General features: G+C 26.5%; 25 protein-coding genes and 1 pseudogene. 16 read left to right on the forward strand and 10 right to left on the reverse strand.

Features of this window, described 5'->3' with window-relative positions; genetic code table 11:
- Positions 1-356: 356 nt before the first annotated feature.
- The 5 genes from murJ to IC219_RS00180 all read left to right on the forward strand — a co-directional run bounded on the left by murJ (position 357) and on the right by IC219_RS00180 (position 4823).
- Complete coding sequence (gene murJ / locus IC219_RS00160) at positions 357-1901, forward strand: murein biosynthesis integral membrane protein MurJ (RefSeq protein WP_227482327.1); 1545 nt, start codon at positions 357-359, stop codon at positions 1899-1901.
- Positions 1902-1936: 35 nt separating this feature from the next.
- Positions 1937-2596 carry a deoxyribose-phosphate aldolase gene (gene deoC, locus IC219_RS00165; protein ID WP_227831143.1) on the forward strand — a complete coding sequence of 220 codons (660 nt, stop codon included), beginning with the start codon at positions 1937-1939 and terminating at the stop codon, positions 2594-2596.
- A gap of 187 nt (positions 2597-2783) precedes the next feature.
- A complete protein-coding gene (locus IC219_RS00170) occupies positions 2784-3152 on the forward strand; it encodes a GntR family transcriptional regulator (protein ID WP_227432872.1) in 369 nt (122 codons plus the stop codon).
- Positions 3153-3155: 3 nt separating this feature from the next.
- Positions 3156-4031 carry an ABC transporter ATP-binding protein gene (locus tag IC219_RS00175; RefSeq protein WP_227831142.1) on the forward strand — a complete coding sequence of 292 codons (876 nt, stop codon included), beginning with the start codon at positions 3156-3158 and terminating at the stop codon, positions 4029-4031.
- Entirely contained in the window at positions 4032-4823 is a 792-nt protein-coding gene (locus IC219_RS00180) for an ABC transporter permease (RefSeq protein ID WP_227831141.1), read from the forward strand.
- A gap of 176 nt (positions 4824-4999) precedes the next feature.
- Here IC219_RS00180 and cdeA read toward each other — a convergent pair whose 3' ends face one another.
- Positions 5000-6325 carry a multidrug efflux MATE transporter CdeA gene (gene cdeA / locus IC219_RS00185; RefSeq protein ID WP_227831140.1) on the reverse strand — a complete coding sequence of 442 codons (1326 nt, stop codon included), beginning with the start codon at positions 6323-6325 and terminating at the stop codon, positions 5000-5002.
- Between the two features lie 421 nt (positions 6326-6746).
- Between cdeA and IC219_RS00190 the strand changes: the two genes are divergently transcribed.
- The 3 genes and pseudogenes from IC219_RS00190 to IC219_RS00200 form a co-directional block, all read left to right on the forward strand.
- Positions 6747-7331 carry a TlpA family protein disulfide reductase gene (locus IC219_RS00190; protein ID WP_227432876.1) on the forward strand — a complete coding sequence of 195 codons (585 nt, stop codon included), beginning with the start codon at positions 6747-6749 and terminating at the stop codon, positions 7329-7331.
- Positions 7324-7473, forward strand: a complete 150-nt coding sequence (locus IC219_RS00195; protein ID WP_227432878.1) for a CD1871A family CXXC motif-containing protein — start codon at positions 7324-7326, stop codon at positions 7471-7473. Before IC219_RS00190 ends, IC219_RS00195 begins: the two co-directional genes overlap by 8 nt.
- Positions 7474-7483: 10 nt before the next feature.
- A pseudogene (locus IC219_RS00200) lies at positions 7484-8335 on the forward strand (4Fe-4S binding protein); the annotation flags it as partial.
- A gap of 917 nt (positions 8336-9252) precedes the next feature.
- Here IC219_RS00200 and IC219_RS00205 read toward each other — a convergent pair.
- From IC219_RS00205 to IC219_RS00220, 4 genes are all read right to left on the reverse strand, one after another.
- Positions 9253-10095, reverse strand: a complete 843-nt coding sequence (locus IC219_RS00205) for a creatininase family protein (RefSeq protein WP_227831139.1) — start codon at positions 10093-10095, stop codon at positions 9253-9255.
- Between the two features lie 563 nt (positions 10096-10658).
- Positions 10659-11306: a lactate utilization protein gene (locus tag IC219_RS00210; protein WP_227432881.1), complete on the reverse strand. Its 648-nt coding sequence runs from the start codon at positions 11304-11306 to the stop codon at positions 10659-10661.
- A gap of 445 nt (positions 11307-11751) precedes the next feature.
- Positions 11752-12666, reverse strand: a complete 915-nt coding sequence (locus IC219_RS00215) for a DUF2935 domain-containing protein (protein WP_227482332.1) — start codon at positions 12664-12666, stop codon at positions 11752-11754.
- 232 nt (positions 12667-12898) lie between these two features.
- Positions 12899-13081, reverse strand: a complete 183-nt coding sequence (locus tag IC219_RS00220) for a hypothetical protein (protein ID WP_227432883.1) — start codon at positions 13079-13081, stop codon at positions 12899-12901.
- A gap of 421 nt (positions 13082-13502) precedes the next feature.
- On the opposite strand from IC219_RS00220, the gene IC219_RS00225 reads away from it, so the two are divergent.
- The 6 genes from IC219_RS00225 (at position 13503) to IC219_RS00250 (ending at position 17180) form a co-directional block, all read left to right on the forward strand.
- Positions 13503-15605 (forward strand): bifunctional diguanylate cyclase/phosphodiesterase, encoded by a 2103-nt coding sequence (locus IC219_RS00225; RefSeq protein WP_227482333.1) that lies wholly within the window; start codon positions 13503-13505, stop codon positions 15603-15605.
- Between the two features lie 234 nt (positions 15606-15839).
- Positions 15840-15989, forward strand: a complete 150-nt coding sequence (locus tag IC219_RS00230; protein WP_227432886.1) for a hypothetical protein — start codon at positions 15840-15842, stop codon at positions 15987-15989.
- Between the two features lie 502 nt (positions 15990-16491).
- Positions 16492-16710, forward strand: a complete 219-nt coding sequence (locus IC219_RS00235; RefSeq protein ID WP_227432888.1) for a hypothetical protein — start codon at positions 16492-16494, stop codon at positions 16708-16710.
- Positions 16711-16778: 68 nt separating this feature from the next.
- Positions 16779-16898: a DUF2829 domain-containing protein gene (locus IC219_RS00240; protein WP_227432890.1), complete on the forward strand. Its 120-nt coding sequence runs from the start codon at positions 16779-16781 to the stop codon at positions 16896-16898.
- Entirely contained in the window at positions 16899-17006 is a 108-nt protein-coding gene (locus IC219_RS21915; protein ID WP_227831156.1) for an MW1434 family type I TA system toxin, read from the forward strand.
- A gap of 6 nt (positions 17007-17012) precedes the next feature.
- Positions 17013-17180, forward strand: coding sequence for a hypothetical protein (locus IC219_RS00250; protein WP_227432891.1), 168 nt, complete (start codon positions 17013-17015; stop codon positions 17178-17180).
- A gap of 59 nt (positions 17181-17239) precedes the next feature.
- On the opposite strand, the gene IC219_RS00255 is transcribed toward IC219_RS00250, so the two are convergent.
- The 4 genes from IC219_RS00255 to IC219_RS00270 form a co-directional block, all read right to left on the reverse strand.
- Complete coding sequence (locus tag IC219_RS00255; RefSeq protein WP_227831138.1) at positions 17240-17557, reverse strand: hypothetical protein; 318 nt, start codon at positions 17555-17557, stop codon at positions 17240-17242.
- A 378-nt stretch (positions 17558-17935) separates the two neighbouring features.
- A complete protein-coding gene (locus IC219_RS00260) occupies positions 17936-18136 on the reverse strand; it encodes a hypothetical protein (RefSeq protein ID WP_227432893.1) in 201 nt (66 codons plus the stop codon).
- 89 nt (positions 18137-18225) lie between these two features.
- Entirely contained in the window at positions 18226-18639 is a 414-nt protein-coding gene (locus IC219_RS00265) for a hypothetical protein (RefSeq protein WP_227432894.1), read from the reverse strand.
- The gene (locus tag IC219_RS00270) at positions 18623-18856 is read right to left on the reverse strand and encodes a helix-turn-helix transcriptional regulator (RefSeq protein ID WP_227432895.1); all 234 of its coding nucleotides are present in this window, start codon (positions 18854-18856) and stop codon (positions 18623-18625) included. Before IC219_RS00270 ends, IC219_RS00265 begins: the two co-directional genes overlap by 17 nt.
- Before the next feature lie 213 nt (positions 18857-19069).
- Between IC219_RS00270 and IC219_RS00275 the strand changes: the two genes are divergently transcribed.
- Positions 19070-19243, forward strand: coding sequence for a BlaI/MecI/CopY family transcriptional regulator (locus tag IC219_RS00275; RefSeq protein WP_227432897.1), 174 nt, complete (start codon positions 19070-19072; stop codon positions 19241-19243).
- Between the two features lie 435 nt (positions 19244-19678).
- Positions 19679-20497: a MerR family transcriptional regulator gene (locus IC219_RS00280; RefSeq protein WP_227831137.1), complete on the forward strand. Its 819-nt coding sequence runs from the start codon at positions 19679-19681 to the stop codon at positions 20495-20497.
- A 141-nt stretch (positions 20498-20638) separates the two neighbouring features.
- On the opposite strand, the gene feoB is transcribed toward IC219_RS00280, so the two are convergent.
- Positions 20639-22759, reverse strand: a complete 2121-nt coding sequence (gene feoB / locus IC219_RS00285; protein ID WP_227432901.1) for a ferrous iron transport protein B — start codon at positions 22757-22759, stop codon at positions 20639-20641.
- Positions 22760-22779: the final 20 nt, after the last annotated feature.

Here is a 22779-nt window from a genome sequence, read left to right on the forward strand (position 1 = left end):
TAAAATATAACTTAAAAATGATTATATATTTTCCTTATGTTGAGATTATTAAGTTATAAGAAATGAATAAAATGAAATTTAAAGATATTGCTAATATAAGTGTTTTGTTTTACCCAGATTAGAAAATAATAACTCCATTTCTGTAAATTCAATTAAATTTATTCTATTAGATTTAAATTGCGATTATAGAAAATGTTGTATAAATAAAAAACATAAAAAATAATGTTATTTATGATATATTAAAGAATAAACAACTACTATTATCTTCAGAAAATGTAGGAATAATAGATTAAATTATATATAATAGGCTGGCTTTTACTGAACTAAAAGAAGTGTGTTAGAAGTGGAGTGATGAAATGAGCAAAGTGGCTAAAGCAACTTTTTATTTGATGATAGTTACTGTAATATCTAAGATTCTTGGAATGGGTAGAGAATTAGTTTTATCATCAATTTATGGAACAGGTTTGTATACAGAAAGTTATTTGACAGCTATGAATATACCAAATATTATATTTGCAGCAATAGGAACGGCTATAGTTACTACTTTTATACCAATGTATCAAGACATAAGTAGTAAACAAGGTGAAAAACAAGCAGTAAAATTTTTAAACAATGTCTTAAATATAATAGTTGGTATATGCATAATTGTAGCTATACTGGGTGTGATTTTTTCAAAACAACTTGTGAGTATATTTGCTATAGGATTTGAAGGTGAGAGATTTGAGCTTACTGTAAAATTTACTAAAGTACTTATAACGGGAATAATATTTATAGGTATTACTAGTGTTATGTCAGCATTTTTACAAATAAAAGAAAATTTTATCATAGTTGGATTTGGTAGTATCCCCTATAATATAGTAATAATTATTTCAATAATGATAAGTACCGTGTTTGGACCATATGTACTTCCAGTTGGTGCTGTAGTTGCTATGATAGTTCAGCTACTTTTTTACATGTTTTTTGTTAAAAAAACAGATTACAAATATTCATTTTACTTAGATTTTAAAGATGATAGTCTTATAAAATTGCTGGCATTACTTTCACCAGTGTTTATAGGTGTTGCTGTTAATCAAGTAAACTCATTAGTTGATACAACTTTAGCATCTACATTAGTTAAAGGTAGTATACCAGCACTTACTTATGCAGATAGGTTAAATGGTTTTGTTACAGGGACATTTACAGCCTCAATAGTGTCTGTTATGTACCCAATGCTGTCAAAATTAAGTGCAGAGAATAATCAAAAAAAATTTACTAGTTCAGTTAAATCTAGTGTCAATATGATAATAATTTCTATGATTCCTATTTCAGTTGGGTCTATTGTTTTTGCAAATCCAGTTGTTAGAATTATATTTGAAAGAGGAGCTTTTGATGCTAGAGCAACTCAAATGACAGCAACTGCTTTAGTTTTCTATGCAGTTGGAATGACTGCATTTGGACTTAGAGATATATTAGGTAAAGTTTTTTATTCATTACAAGATACAAAAACACCTATGGTAAATGGTATTATATCTGTTTGTGTAAATATAGTGCTAGATTTAATTTTAATAAAACCTATGGCTCATGGTGGTCTTGCTCTTGCAACTAGTTCATCATCAATTGCATGTATATTGTTACTTTTCATAAATTTAAGAAGGAAAGTAGGTTATTTTGGACAAGATAAGATAATAAAAGCAACCTTAAAATCATTAGTAGCATCAGTTATTATGGGAATTTTATCATATTTTACGTATAAATTTATATTTGGACTTTTAGGCGTAGGTACACTTAACGAGTTAGTATCATTAACCATTTCAGTAATAGTTGGAGGTGGAATTTATACATTACTAATGACCATTTTTAAAGTTGAAGAAGTTGATATGATATTAAATATTGCAAAAAGAAAGTTACACTTAAAAAACTAGTTTAACTATATTAATTATATATTTAGGAGGATTTTATGAAACACATATTAAAAACAGTAGACCATACTATTTTAAAGGCTACAACGACATGGGAAGATATTAAGATTTTATGTGATGAGGCTATAAACATGAATGTAGCATCAGTTTGTATACCACCATCATATGTAAAAAGAGCAGTAGAATATTTAAATAGTAAAATAAAGGTATGCACAGTAATAGGATTTCCTCTAGGATATCAAACTACTGCAACGAAGGTATTTGAAGCTGAAGATGCAATTAAAAATGGAGCAGATGAAGTTGATATGGTTGTAAATATTTCAGATATTAAAAATGGGGACTATGAGAAGATAGAAAATGAGATAAAAGAAATAAAAGCAATTATTGGAGATAAAATATTAAAAGTTATTATAGAAACATGTTATTTAGAGGAATATGAAAAAGTAAAGATGTGTGAGATAGTAACAGTGTCTGGTGCAGATTTTATAAAGACATCTACTGGAATGGGAACAGGTGGAGCTACTTTAGAAGATATAAAGCTTATGAAAGAGCATGTTGGAGAAAATGTTAAGATAAAGGCTGCTGGAGGTGTTAAATCGATTTCTGATGCAGAAAAATTTATAGAGGCAGGTGCTGAAAGATTAGGTACTAGTTCAATATGTAAAATATTAAAAAATGAAGACATAACAGGTTATTAAAACTATTAATTAATGGATAAAACAATGACAACTAGATATTAGTTTAATTATAAATTTATAGAACAAAAGGCAGAGGGAAATTTCCCTCTGTTTTTTTTATTTAATCTTGACAGAGAAAACTTTATAATATATTATAGTCTTATAGTTAGTTGCTTAAGTAATTAACTAACTTGGGAAGGAGGAACCTATGAAATTAATATTAAATAATGAAGAACCCATATTTATTCAGATAGCACGAGCAATTGAAGATGAAATACTATCAGATGGAATAAAAGAAGAAGAGCAGGTTCCATCAACAACTGAACTTTCAAAGCTTTATAAAATTAATCCTGCTACAGTCTTGAAAGGAATAAATACATTAGTTGATAAGAATATTTTATACAAGAAGAGAGGGATAGGAATGTTTGTATCAGAGGGGGCAAGAAGTATAATAAAAGAAGTTAGGAAAGAAAACTTTAAAAATAATTTTATAAAAAATCTACTTCAAGAAGCAGATAAATTAGAAATAAACAGAGAAGAATTAGTTGATATTATAATAAATTTTAAGGGGGAGTAATGTATGAGTAACTCTATTAGGATAAAAAATTTGTCTCATAGCTTCAAAAAACAAAAGATTTTTGATAATGTATCTCTGAATTTTGAAGAAAATAAAATATATGGTTTATTAGGAAAAAATGGTGCTGGGAAAACTACATTATTGAATATAATAGTAAATCAATTAATTCAAAGTGAAGGAGATATAGAAATTTCAGGAAAAAATATAAAAGAAGATTTAAAAGTATTGGAAGATATTTGTATTGTAAGAGAAAAAGAATTTTATAATTCAGACTTTAAGGTAGGTCAGATATTTGAGTTTTCTTCTAGCTTCTATAAAAATTATGATAAGGCATTAGAAGAAAAACTATGTAAATATTTTGATTTAAATATAAAGAAAAAGTATAGACAATTGTCTAGGGGAATGAAGACTATACTTTCAAATATAATAGGAATTTGTTCCAATTCAGCTATTACTATATTTGATGAACCAACAATTGGTCTAGATGCAGTAAACAGGCAAGAATTTTATAATGTAATCTTAGATAATTATATAAAAAATCCAAGAACGATAATAATATCAACTCATTTGATTGATGAAATAGATGATTTATTAGAGCATGTAATAATATTAAATGAAGGTAAGATTATTATAGATGAAGATATTGATACTATAAAACAAAAAGCTCATTATATTACTGGAAGCAGAGAAGAAGTAGAAAAATTAGAAACAATAAGAAATGTAAAGCCTAAAAAATCATTTGGAAATACAGTTGCCTATTTTTACTATGGTGACTTTAATAAAAACGATGAAAATATACTTAAAAATTCAAATATAGATGTAGGATATATAGGATTACAAGATATGTTTGTAAGTATGACTAAAAAGGAGGTTTTGTAATTGAATGAATTAAGACCATATATGAAATTTTTTAATAAAAATACAAAAACGTATATAATTTTATTTTTGGTAATAGGTGTTTTTTTAAATGTTTTACCACTTATTATTGTAAATTTTGCTAATTTACCTAAAGAAGACTTATCTTCATTTACAACTCCACTTTTAAACTATATAAGTATACTAATATTTGTATATGGAATATCTATAGTAAATAAAGATTTTTCAGGTGCTTTAAGTATAAGGGCAGATAGAAAGAATTGTATAAAAGCTATTATACTAACTTTAATTATTTTAGCCTTTGTTCTTTCTATTGTAAGTATAGTTTTGATATTTTTATCAAAGTTATCTATTGAGCTTATAACTGGTTATAAGGTAGATATGTTAGTTTTACTGAAACAAGATTTAATTTGGACCTCTATACCCATGATAATAAAATCATCAACAACAAATATGCCACTAGCTTATTTAAATTATTTTATAAATTTATGTATTAGTGAAATATGTATAGGTTTGATAGGCGCTTTATTGGGTGCTTTTACGTATAGGGTTAGAAAAGCTACAAGCTTTACCATATTAATAGGACTACCAATATTGATATTAATTTATGTAGTTAATTTTGCAATTAAACATATGCAAAAAATGATTACATATTTAGATAAAATTATTATTTTATTTGAAAATCCTTCTATTTTATTAGGGTTAAAAGTAGGAACTATATTTGTTTGTATAGCCTTAATAATATTACTACTTAGAAGAGCTCCAATTAAGGATTATGCAAATGATTTATTATAATTAAAATAGAAATCACCTTAAAAGTAGATTTAAATATTACTAGTAAAAAGCCCTTAAAAACCATTTATTTTGGATTTAAGGGCTTTAATTTCATTACAAATATGAAGTTTCTAAAGCGAAATTTGAATACGGTTACTTTAAGCTAGCTTTATTAATTTTAACAAGTATATATTTTACTAATACTTATATTTACTCTTATATTTTTTTATAAACAATATAGATATAAATATAGTTATAATTTCAGCAAATGGAACAGTAAGCCATAATCCATTTAGATGCAATATAGGAGGAAGAATTACAATTCCTATAATTACAAAAACAAAGGCACGACTAAAAGATATAATAGCTGAAATTTTTCCGTTGTGAAATGCTGTGAAAAATCCTGATGCAAATATATTTATACCAACAAATAAAAAAGCAAAAGCAAATATTTTTAGACCTTGTAAAGCTAAACCAAATACCTCATTATCAGGATTTACAAAAACTCTAACAATAAGTGGTGCAAAAACTAAAGCTACAATAAAAACTAAAATAGAAGAAACAAATATAAATTTTAAAGAATGCTTAAATGTTTCTTTTAACTTATCACTATTTTCAGCACCAAAATTATAACTTATCAATGGTGATACTCCAGCAGCAAAACCTAGATAAACCGATGTCATCAAAAAGTGAGCATAAAGTACTATAGTAAGAGCTGCAAGTCCAGTTTCTCCTGCTAATCTTAAAGCAACTATATTAAATAAGAATGTTGTAATTCCTGTAGATAATTCTGTAACCATTTCAGAAGAACCATTTATCATTGTATCCCTTATAAGTCTAAAATCAGTTTTTGGTTTTTTTAATTTTAATGTAGACTTACTTGATAAGAAGTAGGCTATACCTAAAATACAAGTTAAAATAATACCTATAGCAGTTGCAACCGCAGCACCTAGAAGACCCATTCCAAAATATTTAATAAACACATAATCTAATATTATATTTGTTACACCTCCAATTACTGATAGAAATAAACTAAATTTAGAGTTTCCATCAGTTCTTGTAAAATATTCAAATATAAATTTTAAAATATAAAAAGGTGTACATAAAATCATAACCTTACCATAAGTTATACAATAAGGTAGTAGTTTATCTGTTGCTCCAAGTAAAATAGATATTTCTTTGACAAAAAAATACGAGATTACTGTGAATAAAATTCCAATAATCAATGAAAATAAAACTATAAAAGAAAATGTAGAATTGGCTTCATCTTGTCTATTTTCCCCCATACGTATAGAAACTATAGCTCCTCCACCAGTTGCCATCATTATTCCAAAACCACAAACAAGGTTGATTATGGGTAGTACAATATTTATACTAGCAAGAGCATCTGAGCCAACTAATGTTGACACAAATATACCATCTATTATTGTGTATAAAGATATAAATACCATGGATATAATTGCAGGAGAAACAAATTTCAGAAATTCAAAAGTAGTGAATTTTCTTGTAAATAAATTTTCCATAAATTTTACCTCCTTTTATTACTCTCTATATATAATAAGGTATATAGTAACTATATAGTCAAGAAAAACTTTGCTAATACTATAAATGGCTTTAAATCAATAATAACTTATGTTTCGTATAATTTATAGAATAGCGATTAATGAACTTTTATTGAAAGAATAATTATACTCTATTGAAAAAGATAATTATATCTTAAGAAAATCTTTAGAAATATAGGTATATAATCTTAAGTTTTACAGCTTATCATATATATAAGATTTTGTTTGATAAGAAGTATATTTTAGTAACTATATATATTCAATATAGTTTTCCTTAGGTTGGCTATTATTTATTAAATGTAATAACTATAGTATAGAGAATAGGTTACTTTTATTTCAATCAACAATTTTATATATTATATAGATATTAGGAGTGTGAAGTATGAAAAGGTTTTTTGTGTTAGTTTTGGGATGTGTTTTTGTTTTAGGTATACTTTCTGGTTGTAGTAAAAAAGAGTCTAAGCCTATAGACACAAGCGAAAAGAATAGTGAATGGTTTTTTAATCTAGAAACCAAAGATGTAGATGGAAATAAGGTAACAAAGGAGGTGTTTTCAAGTAAAGACCTTACTCTTATTAATGTTTGGACTACCTGGTGTGGTCCATGTGTAGGTGAGATGCCAGAACTTGAAGCTTTATCAAAAGAATATGCAAGTAATAATTCAAATGTAGCTATAAAGGGATTAGTTGTAGAAGTGGATGGAGCTGATATGAAAACTGGTCTTTCGGATGAAGAGAGAGACTTAGTTAAAGATATTATGAAAAAATCAAATGCTACCTATCAACAATTAACAGTATCTGAAGGTTTGAAAAAGACTGATTTTAAAAGAATTATAGAGTTTCCAACAACTTATTTTGTAGACAAGAACGGGAAATTTGTAGGTGACAAAGTTGCAGGTGCAAATAGCAAAGAAGAATGGAAAAAAATTATAGATGAAAGATTAAAGATGGTAAAAAGTAATGAGTAACTTTATTAAAGAAAATAAAAAAGGTATTTCTATTATTGTAATTGGTATTTCATTTATTGTATTGGGCATATATCGTGGAGAAGCAAATATAGTATTAACTAAAGCAATTATGATTTGCCTTGAATGTATTGGTATTGGTTAGGAGAGCAATCATGAAGTTATTATCAAAAATAAACAATAATATAAGAATTATTACTCAGATTGCATTTACAGCATTAACAAATGGATATATAAATGGTTTTTTGCAAGGGACTATTTATGGTGGAGAAAGTAAAAACTTGTGTGTACCTGGATTAAATTGCTATTCTTGTCCAGGGGCACTAGGTGCATGTCCAATGGGTTCACTACAAGCCGTTTTATCAAGTAGGGATTATAAATTTTCATTTTATGTTGTAGGATTTTTAATGGCATTTGGAGCTTTTTTTGGACGCTTTGTTTGTGGATGGCTTTGTCCTTTTGGACTTATTCAAGATTTATTATATAAAATACCATTTCCATTAAAAGTAAAAAAAGTTTATGGTGACAAATATTTAAAATATCTAAAATACATAGTTTTAATAGTTTTTGTAATTATTTTACCAATTACTATTGTAAATGTAGCAGGTGGTGGTAATCCTTGGTTTTGCAAGTGGATTTGTCCTTCAGGTACATTATTAGGTGGGGTACCTCTTATTTTAGAAAATGAAAGTTTAAAAGAATCCATAGGATTCTTATTTAGCTGGAAATTAAGTATTTTGATATTGATTTTATTAGTGTCAATAATGATTTATAGACCATTTTGTAGGTACTTATGTCCTTTAGGTGCAATTTATAGTTTCTTTAATCCTATTTCAATATATAGATTTAAAATTGATAAAGATAAATGTACAAATTGTACAGTATGTCAGTCAAAATGTAAGCTTGATATTCCAATATATGAAGATGTAAATAGTTTAGAATGTATTAGATGTGGTGATTGTATAAAAGTGTGCCCTAAAAATGCAATTACTGTAACTTTTTCAAAAAATATAAAGAATAAATCAATATTTAAAAAAAATGTAAGGGGAAATAATTTAATGAAGAAGATTACTATATGTATTATGATGTTTGCAATCTCAGTATTAGTATTAACTGGGTGTAATAATGACAATAAAATAAAAAGTGAAGTAGATAATATGTTTAATGCAATAAAGACTCAAGATTCTGATAAAGTAGATAAATATTTTCCAGAATCAGGGTTAGGTAGTTTTATCTATAGTGACAAAGAAGGATTTAAAATGTATTCTAAAAATATGTCTTGGAAAATCGAAAATATAAAGAAAAAAGACGATAAAGTTATTGTAGATTTAAAAATTAATAATACAGATATGGTTTCTATATTAAAAAAGAATCCTCCTAAATTAGGAGAAATGATGCCTAATCCAACTATGAAGGACATTGATTCTGCAAATAAAAAAGAGTTTACAATTGCTTTAGAAGTCGTTAAGTCTGGGGAAAATTATATATGTAAAGCTAGCCCTGAATTTGCAATGAAACTTTTAAATGTAATTACTGGAGGAGGTACAGATTATCTAGCTGAGTATAATAAAGATTATTTTAAAAAACTTGATGGAGAATAAAAAAACTAAATTTATAGATAAAACATACTCAATAATTTATTAAAATTATGGTCAATATATAGAAGTTTATTATGTAAAAGTTGTTTCTTATAGAAATAAAGATGCTAATAAAGAACATAATTGGCAATATAAATATTTACTTGAATTATATAAAAATAATTAAATATGTAACATAAATAGTATAATAAAAGTGGCACTTAATTATAAGTGCCACTTTTATTATACTATTTATGTTATTTATAAGAGTTTATGTAGGTATTTTTTATAGGTTATAAATAGATTATATTGATTTGAAAAATTAAGTATTATAGTAATTATAAGTTTTAAATTTTAAGTTTTAAGTTTGGGACATGATATAAAGGATGATTCATATATTTTTCATAATTAGAACGAAGAATAAAATTATGTGTAGCTATGTATATTTGTTCTCCAATGTCATTGTTTAGTTCAACTCCCAATTCTTCACTTGCCTCTTTAGGAAATCCAATATGACCTTCATTTTTAATTGTATTGATAACTTTTTGGATGTTAATCATTTCGTTATCTTGAATAGATATATCAGGGCGTTCTTGGTAATTATCATTTACTAATTCTGGATAGAGTGATAACATATTAGATGTTTCAATCCAGCCTGCGTGAAAATCATTTGGAAATAATTTGATTTTTTCTTTAATAGAATTAGAAAATTTTCTTAAGATTCCCTTTTGTTCGCAATTAAAAATTGAACCCATAGGTGCAATGGAAATTATGCCATATTCTTTGTTGATTGATTCACAGGCTTGTTCTATAGCAATTGTATGTAGTGGGTCAGCATGAGCAGATATAACAACGATATTTTTAACACCCCATTTGACTATGTTCTTTAATGTACTATAAATTATTTTGTAAATTAATTCACGGCTAATATGAATATTACCTGGGAAAGTTCCCATATCTGCAAAGCCCAAAGGTATTATAGGCAGTTTTCCATAACAATAGCTAGGTAAAATTGAGTCTAGTTTATTAATTGCAAGGTTAATCCATTCATCTGTTTCATAAATATCCACACCTATTGGTAAATGTCTACCATGTTCCTCAATTGGAGCTATACCAACAAATACTACTAGTTTTTCTTTGTCTAAATTCAAAATATCTTCCCATGAAAGAGTAAGTAAGTTATAATTCATAGCCTTGAACCTCCTGAAAATTTATTTTAGTAGTGATATTATTTTCTATATACATAATAATTAACACTAATATGTATATATAGTACTTTATATAAATAGTAATATATATACATATTAGTGTCAAGAAAGAAATAACTCTGATTTTAAAAACAACGACGATTCTTTTAATAATTGTTAAGTGAAAAAGTTAATGCTTATAAATTTATTACAATATTTTTTAGACTAAATATAAAGAGCAAGTATAGTACTATTAAAAAATAGAAGATATTTATTCAAAAAACACCAATCGGAAATTAAAACAAAAAACTTTATGGTATTTATGAAAACTTTATTAGAAATACAATTTAAATTATATATTATAGAAGTTTAAATAATAAAAGTAGTAGATATTTTGATTTCTAAGGGAAATAGTATTTAAGAAAATTGGAATATAGAAATTTGAGGACAAGGTAAAAGTGATAGAGAGAAAATTTTATATAGAATTTTCTCTCTATCACTTATGTAGGTAAACTATGTAACATTATTTTATTATTTATGTAATTATTTTTGTTTACAGATGTATTTTATAGACCAAGATTTTCTCCAACTAATATTACTTTTATCTTATTTGCTGGACGACTGATTCTTGTAGTTACCATATATGCACAAATACTTTCAGGACTTGTGCAATCTATACAACTACCATTAATATAGCAAGGAGTATTAACATCTTGAAAACGCTGTACAACTGCTGGTGCAGCAATTGTTCTAGTTCTTTGTATTGCATCACCAATATTTTTTACAATCTTATTCATGCCAGCAACAACTATAACATTTTTTGGTCCAAAAATCATTGCAGCTACACGATTTCCATTCCCATCAATATTAAAAAGCTGACCATCTTCACTAATAGCATTACTACTCATTAAAAAAGTATCACATAGAAGTGCTTGACGCATAATTTCTGTTCTTTCTTCTGGACTTTTTGCCAAATCCCTATCAATAACTTTATATCCTTTATTTTTAACAGCAATTTGTACACCCATTTCCTTAAGAGTTTCAGAACCTCCCCATGAGACTGTATGATTTTGAGGAATTAAATCTAAAATTTGTTGTAAAGCATCGTTTTTAGTTTTACAGTAATAAGCATCAAAATAGCGTTTTTTAAGAGCTGTAACGATGTTTGGACCTAACTTATCGTAACGTTTTTCTAATGGTGTTTGTCTTATCATACTAAAATCACTCCTGTATTTAAATTTTAAAGTTGTAACTATTATGCTAATTAAATTTACCTACTAGATAATTGTATAAATAAAGATAAAGAAAAGATTATACAAAATAAGCTTACATAAAACCAATTTTATTATTAACTTTTCCTAAAATTATGAAAATAGTTACAATATAGTTATAACACAAATAAGTTTTTATTATAAGATGTATATTATTAATTTTTAGTAAATAATCAAGTGGAAAAATAGTTCTGTTAAGAGTTCTTATTTTTAAAACTACTATATAAGAATGTTGTAAATTGTAGTTGATTATATGATTTTTTCACAAATATTTATTATAAATAAATGACTTAAGTTCTATTGAATAATAAAAAAGTAAAGAAGCAGTTTAGATGCATCTTTACTTTAATTAATTTTATGTTATATAAATTTGTTTAGAGTTTTTTAATTACATATTTTTGTAGTTTTCCAATATTCTGATATAATGATTGGCTTCTCTTAACACATGGTCTGCTAAAAGTGGCAATATTATAGATTTTATTTTACATTCTTCTATTCCAGATACTCCAGCCTCTTTAAAATCTTTGAATTCAACTGTTTCATCTAGAGTTTTATCTGTCATACTATTTATAGTAGCATCATTCATTTTATTTGCTTCTTCTATTAATTCCTTAAATTTTGCAGCAAATTCGTTTGAAGTATTGATTAGTTCATTTTCAGATGGGTCAAGTAATCCTCTTATAAACAATGCATGCTCCATCATAATTTGATCCCAAAATAATTCTATCTCTTTAAAATCTTTTGAATCAATATCTATTTTATTTTCTAGGTCAATTACATAGGAACGATATAAGTTAGCTTCATGTATTATATGTTCAATAAGTAGAGGGTAATTTGAGGTAAATAGATTGCATGATAGCACTCCATCTAGAACTCTTTCCTTTAGATTAATAAGTCCATCAAGTAACTTTAGTGAATCTGAGTTAAGCTGAGCTACATAATTTACTAAATCTTGGCTAACCTGTGGATTTACACCACTTTGTAAATTTAATTCTCTTGTGGTTATGTTTTGATTTATTTCTATTCCTGTAAATTCCTCTGTCTTTTTTTCTGCATTCAATGTATGACTAGTGACAATTTCTTCTGAATATAATATATCAGGTCTAATTACACCATTGCTAGCACTAACAGCATATGATAATAATTCCTCAAATTGCTTTTTATAGTGGTCAGCTTCTAGAGCAAGATTGTAATCCTTAGGTGTGAATCCTGCTTCCAAAAAAAGAGAATGCTCTTTCATGATTCTTGAAAAAAATAAGTGTAATTCAAGTGATAAAATAACATATTTTTGATTATCTATCATAACTTCCTCCCTTTAAAAATTATCTTGTTTATAATACTTTATTCTTAAGATTTGATTTTATGTATATTAGAAATAAATTAATTAAATTCTCTTGTTACTAGTTTTAAGATTTATTATTAGATTTTAGTTTTGAATACATAACTTTTGGATAAAACTATTAAAGCTAAAATACATAAAAGTAGGCAAGAAGAATCTTATATAAAATTCTTTTGCCTACTTAATATACTTGACTTTATGCCAAACCACACTCACATAATAAAATCATTATTCTATGGAGACATGACTCCACAGTATCTTCGCCATATTTTTTAATAAAATCATCGATTTGAGTTTCTATAAATGAATAGTATTCTTTTAAATTAGCAATATATGCAGTCATTATATGGACACATTCATCAATTTTATCTTTAAACACAACCAATCCCCCTAAAAAACGAAAAATTAAAATATTCAGTAAATAGCATGTATTATTTCATTTGGTAACCTATATAGTATGATATATTGGCTAGAAAAATTTTACAAGTGGGTATGCAAAACTGGTTGTTATAATTGCAAAACTGGATAGCTGTTTTGTTATATATTCATGAATAAGAAACCAAGTAAGATATTGGGCAAATCCATTATCAAATAGATTTTTTATATATCATTTAAATTGGTAAATAGGATATTGATGTATTTTTTTTTATCAACTATAATTTAGAATATGAAGTGATAAATTTCCCCAGTAAATTAAGCTATTTAATGTGTATATATAAATGATTAAGCAATCCTCTGTAATAAAAAATAATTTTGGAAATGTTGTTATAAGTAATAGTAACAATGAAGGAGGCATGTATATGAACAGACATAACATTGAAATTATATTAAATCAGATAAAGACTAATATATATATTACAGATATTCATACTAATAAAATTATTTTTATGAATGAAAATATGAAAGAAGAATACAGTATTTTAGTTCCAGAAGGAAAAGTCTGTTGGGAAGTATTATATCCCGAAAAAAATATTCCTTGCAGTTGTTGTAAGATTTCAGAATTACTAGCGAGCAATAAAAAAGGAGTATCAATAAAATGGTATGAAAAATGTAATAAGTTAAATAGAGTTTTTGAGAATTATGATAGTTTAATTACATGGTATGATGGGACAACTGTTCATATACATCAATCTATAGATATTACAAACTCTATAGATTTAAACAAACAACTTAAGATTGATGAGTTTTGTCACGTATCAGATAACGATGAAAAAAAAGAGAACTTTGAGTATTTAAATATATCAAGAGATAAATTTGATTATGATTCCACTTTACTTTATGATGCTCTTATTAGAGGTACAGATGAATATATATATATATGTAACTTCAAAACAGGAGTATTTCGATATTCACCATCACAAGTTGAATTATTTGATTTACCAGGAGAAATTGTGGAAAATCCACTTGAATATTGGAAAAAAATTGTACATCCAGAGGACTGGAATCGTTTTTATAAGTCAAATATGGAAATAGGTAAAGATTATATGGATTATCATACAGTTGAATTTAGAGCTAAAAATCGTAGTGGAGAATATATATGGTTAAAGTGTAAAGGCCAATTAATGCGTGATGAATTTGGAGAGCCAAGTATTTTTGCAGGAATTATGACGCAGTTAGGTAAACAAAATAAGATTGACCCATTAACACAGTTATTGAACTACTATGAGTTTATGAGTGTATTTGAAGAAAAACTTTCAAATCCCATGATTGAAAAATTATGCATAATGCTACTAAATATTGATGACTTTAAGAATGTTAATGAGATGTATGATAGAGCCTTTGGAGATAACATAATAAAAACTTTAGCACAATCTATAAAATCTATTTTGCCAGGTAATGCTGAACTTTATAAACTTGATGGTGATGAAATGGGAATTCTTGTTGATAATGTTGAAGAAAATGACATTCGAATTCTATATGAACAAATACAGAATTTGATTATACATCTTCACTTGTGGAGAAAATATGGATTAAATATAACAATTTCTACTGGATGTGCTATATATCCAAAGCATGGAGATACAGTAAAAGAACTTTATAAATATGCTAGCTATTCTTTACAGTATGCTAAAGAACATGGAAAGAATAAACTTGTTTTTTTCTCTGAAAAAATCTTGAAAAATAAAATGCATTCATTGGAAATGATGTGGGAGTTGAAAGCATCAATTAATGATAATTTTCGAGGATTTAGTCTTAGATTTCAGCCACAAGTAGACACGCAAAGTCATAAAATAATAGGTGTAGAAGCACTTTTAAGATGGACTAACCAAAAAGGTGAAGCAATTTCTCCTTTAGAATTTATTCCGATTTTGGAAGAAAATGACATGATAAATGATGTGGGAGCATGGGTACTTCGAATGGCATTACGTACTTGTAGTGATTGGATTGATTATAATCCTCTTTTTACAGTAAGCGTAAATATTTCAGCTGTACAAATATTAGAGGAGACGTTTATTGAGGATGTAATTAAAATTATATCTGAGGAAAGTTTTCCTTATCAAAATCTTGTATTAGAGTTGACAGAAAGTCATACAGTACAAAATATGAGTATTTTACAAGATAAGTTTGAAATTCTACAATGTTTAGGAATTCGTATTGCTATGGATGATTTTGGTACAGGGTACTCTTCTTTAGAGATTTTAAAATTTTCTCCAATAGATATAGTTAAAATTGATAGAGTATTTGTCAAAGACATATTAAAAAGTAAGTTTGATGCTACATTCATACGATTTATTGTTGCAATTTGTCATGATGTAGGCATAAGAGTGTGTTTAGAAGGAGTAGAAACACAGGAGGAGTATGATTTAGTTAAGCAAATGAAACCAGATTACATACAGGGATATTTTTTTGGAAAGCCGCAAACAGCAAGAGAAATTTTAGCTATTTTAAAATTAGATATCTAATACTAATCAAATTTTCAATTTCACATTTACTTATATAATCTAGCAAGTAAATATATTTTAATTTTAACTGACATTTAACCTTAGATAAAAATAAAGAAAAAGTAAAATATAGGTAGATTATGTAAATATATATGCTATAATAGGGTTAACAAGAAGAAGCAGTCTACAATCTAAAGAGTGAGGTTCATGCGTAAAGAATATCCTCCCAACGTTAAGAAGGGAGGTGAATTGTGCATGGATATTTTTTTACGAGGTGTACTAGAACGTTTAGTTGCCAGTTTTATAGTTAACAAACTATTTGGAAAATGTAAAAAACCACTCGAAGCGGCAACTAAGAGTGGTTGGGAATTTGATTTAAAAATCACATTCCGTAAAAATGAGTAATTTTAAATTACGAACTCCACTCTACTGACAATAGATTGTAGTTCTTCTTGTTTTTTATTATACCACAAATTGATACAATTATTCAAAAAAAATATTTATATAATATGATTGATGATGCTAGTTCAATTCTAATTGTGTTCAAAATCTATTAATACACTATATTAAGTATTTGAATTGAGATTAAAATCTCATACAATTTTGTATCTTAGTTCAAAGTCTAAAAATCGGGTGGGACTTGGTAACTTCACTCATTATACAGGTACTGGTGATTAATCTAGGTTCGATTCATAGAACTTGAGACATAATATGTAATTCCACCTTAAAAAGACTAAGTTTGGGTAAGTTTAGTCTTTTTAAATTCTAAAATTCTTCTAATGCAGTTCATATTCAGTACACAAACTTTTGGTAATATATAAGTAAATCAAAGAGTGTATAGACACTAAATGAATTCAAATATACATACTTGTACATAAAATATATGATAATTTTGGGAGGTATAAACATGAAATGTCCTAACTGTGCTAGTGAGAAAATTCAAAAAAATATTAAATGGGGAGGAAAAGGAAATGCTGGTAATGTTGGACTAAGATATAGTTTACTAGGAGTAGCAACCGTATATTCTGATTTATGTTTGGATTGTGGTGAAATAGTTAGAACATACATAATGGAAAATACTGATGAGGATTGGCAGATAAAGAGAATAAAGAATATAAAAAAATAGAATAAGTTAAAAGGCTATCTTTGTAGATGGTCTTTTTTTATATAATAAATTGAAAAGGAGAATGAATTATGAAATTTGAAGAAGTATTACCACTAATAAAAAATGAAGAAAAAGCATTTAGATTATATTTGAATGGTAAAGGAATGTACATGCAAATGGATAAAGGCAGAAATTATGAGTTTTCATAAATTTATCCATTCTTTGTAATAAAAAACACATTAAATTCTTTTAATACATGGGTTCCAAGTGTAAGTGATATATTTGCAGAGGATTGGGAAGTAATAAGAGGAGAATGATAAGGGATGGATAGGAGGTTAATAAATGATAAGAGTTTTTATCCAAATAATATTTATCCAGCAATAGACTTTCTCAAGATAAAAAGACAGTTAAAATCAATATACGTTTATGAGATTGAACAGTTATTCAAGTCTCAAGTTGAAAATTTTAGTATATCAAAACTTAAGAATTGATGCTTAAGAAGGTAGCAACTGGAAATAGTTGTTACCTTCTTTTTTAATAAATTTAAAGTTTATAGAACAATATATCTTTTCCTAATTAAATAATAGGATATTATTGTTATGATAGACACTAATATTACTGATATTATTGCAGTATCAAGTCTTCTTATTAATAAACCCATGATTATATATTCTAAACCTATTAAATAGTGATAAAATATTTCTAGTTTAGTAGCTTTTTCTCTATCTATATTCCTATATTTTAATTCTAATTTATCTAAATATTTTTTCTTACAATAATTAGTTTTACCCTTGATTAAATATCCTACAGTAACTACTATTGTAAATGTTACTCCATAACTTAAAAATATAATGTTCCAAGAATTCATAGTAGAGATACCTCCATTTAGATTTATTTTCTTAATCAAAGTATATCAGTAGTATAAACATAAAGAGTGTCTAAAAAATTACAAATATTAACAAAGGGAATAAAATTATAGTAAAAGTTTTAATAATAAAACGAACAAAAACTATCATACTAAAACATAAGACATGTTATAATTGTATTACAAAGTTTCATTAATTACACTAAAAGCACTTCTGCAAAAGAGTGCTTATTTTTTTGGAATTCATTAATATATATGAACTATTAAGAACATTACTCAACACACTTTAAAATTGATTTAAATAGGTCTTTTTAACAACCTAAATCATATGATATAATAAAAAAATAGAAGTGTACTGCCAATACACTTCTATAGTTATAACTAAGCATTCTCATGTCGGGGAGTGCTTTTTTCATTTTTCCAAACAATATTATTTACTTCATCAATAATTATCAAATCAATCTCATTTTCTTCTAATATTTCTGTTGCAGTAAAAATTAGATTATCTAAGTCAAAACTTCGAGTTATTTCTAGTTGATTGTTGTTTAGAGTTCTTTTTAGTATGTAAGTCTTAAAACACACTTATATCACCTCTCATATTTATAAAAAAATTAAACATATATTAGCCTCTAAAATAGTTACATTAACTTGTGTTTTTAATAAACTTGTATTTACTCTTTTTTATCTAAAAGTATATTTATGAGCAAATATGCAACAAATAAAAAAATCTCAATGACACATAGTGTTATAGCTATAACTAGAAGTGATTGATTTTTCCATGCACTATAAGCTATGATGAAAAGAAATGTAAAAGCGCATAATGTATAATTCATAATTTTAACTAATATATGACTTGTTTTCATTGTTAAGTATAAGTCTCTTTCATCTGCATTATCTTGTAATTCTTCAACAATGCCTTTTTTTGAAAAAGCATTGTAAAAATTAAAGATTGCTATTGTAATTAAAAGGAATGATGAAATTAGGAATCTTTGTTCTTTTAAAATGCAGTAAATAACTATGCTAGCACAGCATAACATAGAAGCTATAACAGCTACTATAAAACCTCGTCTATTCTTTACCTTCATGTTTTTTGTCCTCCATTTCTTTATTTTCTTTTAAACAACATAGTTCTTCAATAGTTATACCAAACACTTGTGCCATACGATAAGCAAGCATAAGAGAAGGACTATATTGCTCTTTTTCAATAGAAATAATTGTTCTGTTTGATACATGGACTAAATCAGCAAGTTGTTGCTGTGTTAAACTCATATTTGTTCGAAATTCTCGCACTTTTGTTTTCATTCCATACCCTCTCTCTATATGAAGCTAACTTCATGTGAAGTTAGCTTCATAATATCCTAAAAAGAGTAAAATGTCAATTTTTTTTAGAGAAAAGATAAAAATAAACTAAAAAAGTAGAATATATTGTAAATTTTACCTGTAGTTTTTGTATTAAAAAGTTCCTACTATTAGTTTAAGTTAAATTTTATGTTATATAGAAAGAAGGAATATATTATGCTAAATAAAAAATTACCAGATGCAGAATTAAAACTCATGAAATTTATTTGGAATTTGGGATACAAAACTGTAATATCAAAAGATGTTGCAGATGAAATGGATGAAAACTATGGGTGGAAACATACAACTACAATTACAATCTTAGCAAGATTAACTAAAAAGGTTTTTTAATATCTCAGAGAATTAGAAGACATGTACACTATACAGTATTAGTGAAAGAAAAAGAATATTTGAAATTAGAAAGAAAAAGAATTTTTTGAGGTTTACATAACAATCCTTTATCAGAACTAATTTCAAAGCTACATAAAGAGGAAATAACAGAAGACAAAATAACAGAAATATGAGAATGGATAAAAACTTGGAAAGATGAAGATTAATAGAGTAAAAGGTAGCTACTAATATAAGTGCTACCTTTTTATTGATATGGATAAAATATGGAAAAGTTATATAAAATTGTGGGTAAAATATTTTACTGATATCTAACTGACATTTGACCTTTAAAATTAAAAAAATATTGATTTTATTAAATAATAACTACTTGATTTAGTAAATACTAAAGGATATAGTAACTATATAGACAACAAAGCGAAAAGGAGTGTACAAACCTTGGAAAAACAGTATTTTACTACAGGTGAATTTGCAAAACTATGTGGTGTTTCTAAGCAGACGTTGATTTTTTATGATAAAATAGGGATTTTTTCACCTGAATATAAAGATAAAAACAATTATAGATATTATTCAGTATATCAGTACGATACATTAGATATATTACAATCATTAAGAGAAATAGGCATGAGTTTAGAAGAGATAAAAGAATATATAAAAAATAGAAGCCCTCAACATTGTGTAGAAATGCTTAAAGAAGAAGAAAAAAAGATAAAAGAGAAAATAAAAAAATTAAAACAAATAAGTTCTAAAATACAAAACCGGATAAATACTACAGTTGAAGGTATTTCTAAGATATATAATGAAGAAATTTATATATCCAATAGATGTGAAGAATACTTAGTATTATCAAGTGATTTGAGTAGTATAAATGATGGCAATTTTATGATGGAATTGATTGATTTTACAAATTACTGTAAGTCAAAAAATCTGTATCAGGGGTATGAACTAGGAGCAATAGTAAGTAATGAAAATATAAAAAATGGAGAATATTTAAGTATATCAAGTTTTTATTTAAAAATAGATAAAAAAATAAAAGATAAAAAGCTATATATAAAGCCAGAAGGAATGTATGTGTGTATAAAGCATATTGGGAGATATGAAGACTCATATAAGTCCTATGAAAAATTAAAAAAATATATATACGATAATAACTATAAAATTATTGGTAATTCATATGAAGAAAGTATACTTGACTTTTTTTGCGAAAATAAGGAAGAAAATTATATGACTGAGATTTCAATTCAAATATCTATATAAGAATTAAAAATTAAAATAGAGGTATATTCACGTGATAAGTAATTTTACTTATCACCTGAATATACCTCTATTTTAATAATAAAGTATATGAATTTTTAAATAATACTTATAGGATAAAGTTTAATGTTAACTAAATGCTAATTATACAAATAAATTATAAACAAAAGTTGTTAAAAAACAAACAACAAAAGCAAGTACAGTAGGCATTAAAAATCCTAAGGCAGTCCATTTTAAACTTCCAGTTTCTCTTTTTATAGTTAAAAGTGTTGTTGCACAAGGCCAATGAAGTAAGCTAAATAACATAACATTTAAAGCTGTTAAATAAGTCCAACCATGTTCTCTAAGAACTTGACCTAGAGCACTAAAGCTATCTAATTCTATCATAGAACCAGTTGCTAGATAAGCCATTAAAAGTATAGGTACAACTATCTCATTTGCTGGAAAACCAAGAATAAAAGCCATTAATATGAAGCCATCTAGGCCAATTAGCTTAGCTAAAGGGTCTAAAAAGTTTGCAACATGTGATAATATGCTCAAATCTCCTATATAGATATTTGCAAATATCCAAGTTATTACACCAGCAGGTATAGCCACCATTACAGCTCTTCCTAAAACAAATATTGTTCTATCTATTATAGAAGTATATAAAGTTCTACCTATTTGAGGAACTCTATAAGGAGGAAGTTCTAATGTAAATGTAGAAGGAACTCCTTTTAATAATGTTTTGGAAAGAGTATAAGAAACCAACAATGTTATTATAACTCCTAAAATTATTAATAAGGTTATACAAAATGCAGTTGCTATACTAGATACAAAAGAGCTAGTTACAACAGAGCTAAAAAATATTGTAGATATGGCTATTAAAGTAGGAAAACGACCATTACAAGGTACAAAGTTATTTGTAAGTATAGCAATAAGTCTTTCTCTTGGAGAGTCAATTATTCTACAACCAATAACTCCAGCAGCATTACATCCAAATCCCATACACATAGTCAGGCACTGTTTACCATGAGCACATGCTTTTTTAAATAGATGGTCTAAGTTAAATGCAACTCTTGGCAAATATCCAAAATCCTCAAGTAATGTGAATAATGGAAAAAAGATTGCCATAGGAGGTAACATTACAGAAATTACCCATGCTAAAGTTCTATATAATCCTAATACTAACATATCATTTAACCACAATGGACAATTAATACTATTTAATATATTTGAAATACTTGGTTCAAATCCAAGTAATAAATTAGATAATAAAGTGGATGGATAGTTAGCACCTTCTATAGTAATCCACAGTATAGTACCTAATAATAAGAGCATTATTGGAAGTCCAAATATTTTAGATGTTAATATTTTATCTACTTTTTCTTCTCTATCTGTTGGTTTTTTAGCATTATTAGAACAACACTTATCACTTAATTTTTTAGCATAATCATAATTGATTTTAGTAAATTCATCTCTAGTCTTCTGTTTGTTTATATCATTTGGAACTTTTTTCTTTACTTCGTTAATAGCATCTATAGAATCTTTATCTATATAATTACTCATAGATTCAAAAATACTTTCATCGCCATCAATAAGTCTAAGACCCAACCACCTAGAATTTATATTTGGCATGATATCATCTAACTCTGGTTGAATTGATTTTACTGTGTTTTCTATATTTTCGCTGTATTTTACTGGCTTATTATTAAACTTGTATCTATCAAAAGATACATCATTTAAAATTTCTAATAGTTCACCCATACCAGAACCATTTCTTGCAGCAGTTAAAACAACTGGAATTCCAAGAGATTCCTCTAAGAAATCTTTATTAATATTAATACCTTTTTTTCTAGCTTCATCTATCAAATTTATACACAAAATGACTTTATCTGTGAGTTCCATTACTTGAAAAACTAAATTTAAATTTCTTTCAAGACATGTAGCATCACACACTACTATTACTGCATCTGGATTACCAAAGCATATAAAATCACGAGCTACAACCTCTTCTTGTGACAAAGCAAATAGAGAATATGTTCCTGGTAAATCTATTAATGCATACTCTGTATTTTGATATTTGAAATTACCACGAGCTGTAGCTACAGTTTTTCCTGGCCAATTTCCAGTGTGTTGTCTAAGTCCAGTAAGATGATTAAATACAGTACTTTTACCTGTATTTGGATTACCAGCTAGTGCAATTACAAACTGGTCTTCCTTGTTATCTATATCAAACATGTCTTTTAAAGAATTCATTTTAGTTGAGTTGTGTGTTAAACCCATATTAATATCCTCCTGCTAGA

It is taken from the genome of Clostridioides sp. ES-W-0018-02 (assembly GCF_020658175.1).
GTDB lineage: Bacteria > Bacillota > Clostridia > Peptostreptococcales > Peptostreptococcaceae > Clostridioides.

Coding starts and splice junctions, on each gene's coding strand:
- murJ (WP_227482327.1), top strand. CDS start 357: ATGAGCAAAGTGGCTAAAGCAACTTTTTATTTGATGATAGTTACTGTA.
- deoC (WP_227831143.1), top strand. CDS start 1,937: ATGAAACACATATTAAAAACAGTAGACCATACTATTTTAAAGGCTACA.
- IC219_RS00170 (WP_227432872.1), top strand. CDS start 2,784: ATGAAATTAATATTAAATAATGAAGAACCCATATTTATTCAGATAGCA.
- IC219_RS00175 (WP_227831142.1), top strand. CDS start 3,156: ATGAGTAACTCTATTAGGATAAAAAATTTGTCTCATAGCTTCAAAAAA.
- cdeA (WP_227831140.1), bottom strand. CDS start 6,325: ATGGAAAATTTATTTACAAGAAAATTCACTACTTTTGAATTTCTGAAA.
- IC219_RS00190 (WP_227432876.1), top strand. CDS start 6,747: ATGAAAAGGTTTTTTGTGTTAGTTTTGGGATGTGTTTTTGTTTTAGGT.
- IC219_RS00195 (WP_227432878.1), top strand. CDS start 7,324: ATGAGTAACTTTATTAAAGAAAATAAAAAAGGTATTTCTATTATTGTA.
- IC219_RS00205 (WP_227831139.1), bottom strand. CDS start 10,095: ATGAATTATAACTTACTTACTCTTTCATGGGAAGATATTTTGAATTTA.
- IC219_RS00210 (WP_227432881.1), bottom strand. CDS start 11,306: ATGATAAGACAAACACCATTAGAAAAACGTTACGATAAGTTAGGTCCA.
- IC219_RS00215 (WP_227482332.1), bottom strand. CDS start 12,666: ATGATAGATAATCAAAAATATGTTATTTTATCACTTGAATTACACTTA.
- IC219_RS00225 (WP_227482333.1), top strand. CDS start 13,503: ATGAACAGACATAACATTGAAATTATATTAAATCAGATAAAGACTAAT.
- IC219_RS00230 (WP_227432886.1), top strand. CDS start 15,840: ATGGATATTTTTTTACGAGGTGTACTAGAACGTTTAGTTGCCAGTTTT.
- IC219_RS00235 (WP_227432888.1), top strand. CDS start 16,492: ATGAAATGTCCTAACTGTGCTAGTGAGAAAATTCAAAAAAATATTAAA.
- IC219_RS00240 (WP_227432890.1), top strand. CDS start 16,779: ATGAAATTTGAAGAAGTATTACCACTAATAAAAAATGAAGAAAAAGCA.
- IC219_RS00250 (WP_227432891.1), top strand. CDS start 17,013: ATGGATAGGAGGTTAATAAATGATAAGAGTTTTTATCCAAATAATATT.
- IC219_RS00255 (WP_227831138.1), bottom strand. CDS start 17,557: ATGAATTCTTGGAACATTATATTTTTAAGTTATGGAGTAACATTTACA.
- IC219_RS00265 (WP_227432894.1), bottom strand. CDS start 18,639: ATGAAGGTAAAGAATAGACGAGGTTTTATAGTAGCTGTTATAGCTTCT.
- IC219_RS00270 (WP_227432895.1), bottom strand. CDS start 18,856: ATGAAAACAAAAGTGCGAGAATTTCGAACAAATATGAGTTTAACACAG.
- IC219_RS00275 (WP_227432897.1), top strand. CDS start 19,070: ATGCTAAATAAAAAATTACCAGATGCAGAATTAAAACTCATGAAATTT.
- feoB (WP_227432901.1), bottom strand. CDS start 22,759: ATGGGTTTAACACACAACTCAACTAAAATGAATTCTTTAAAAGACATG.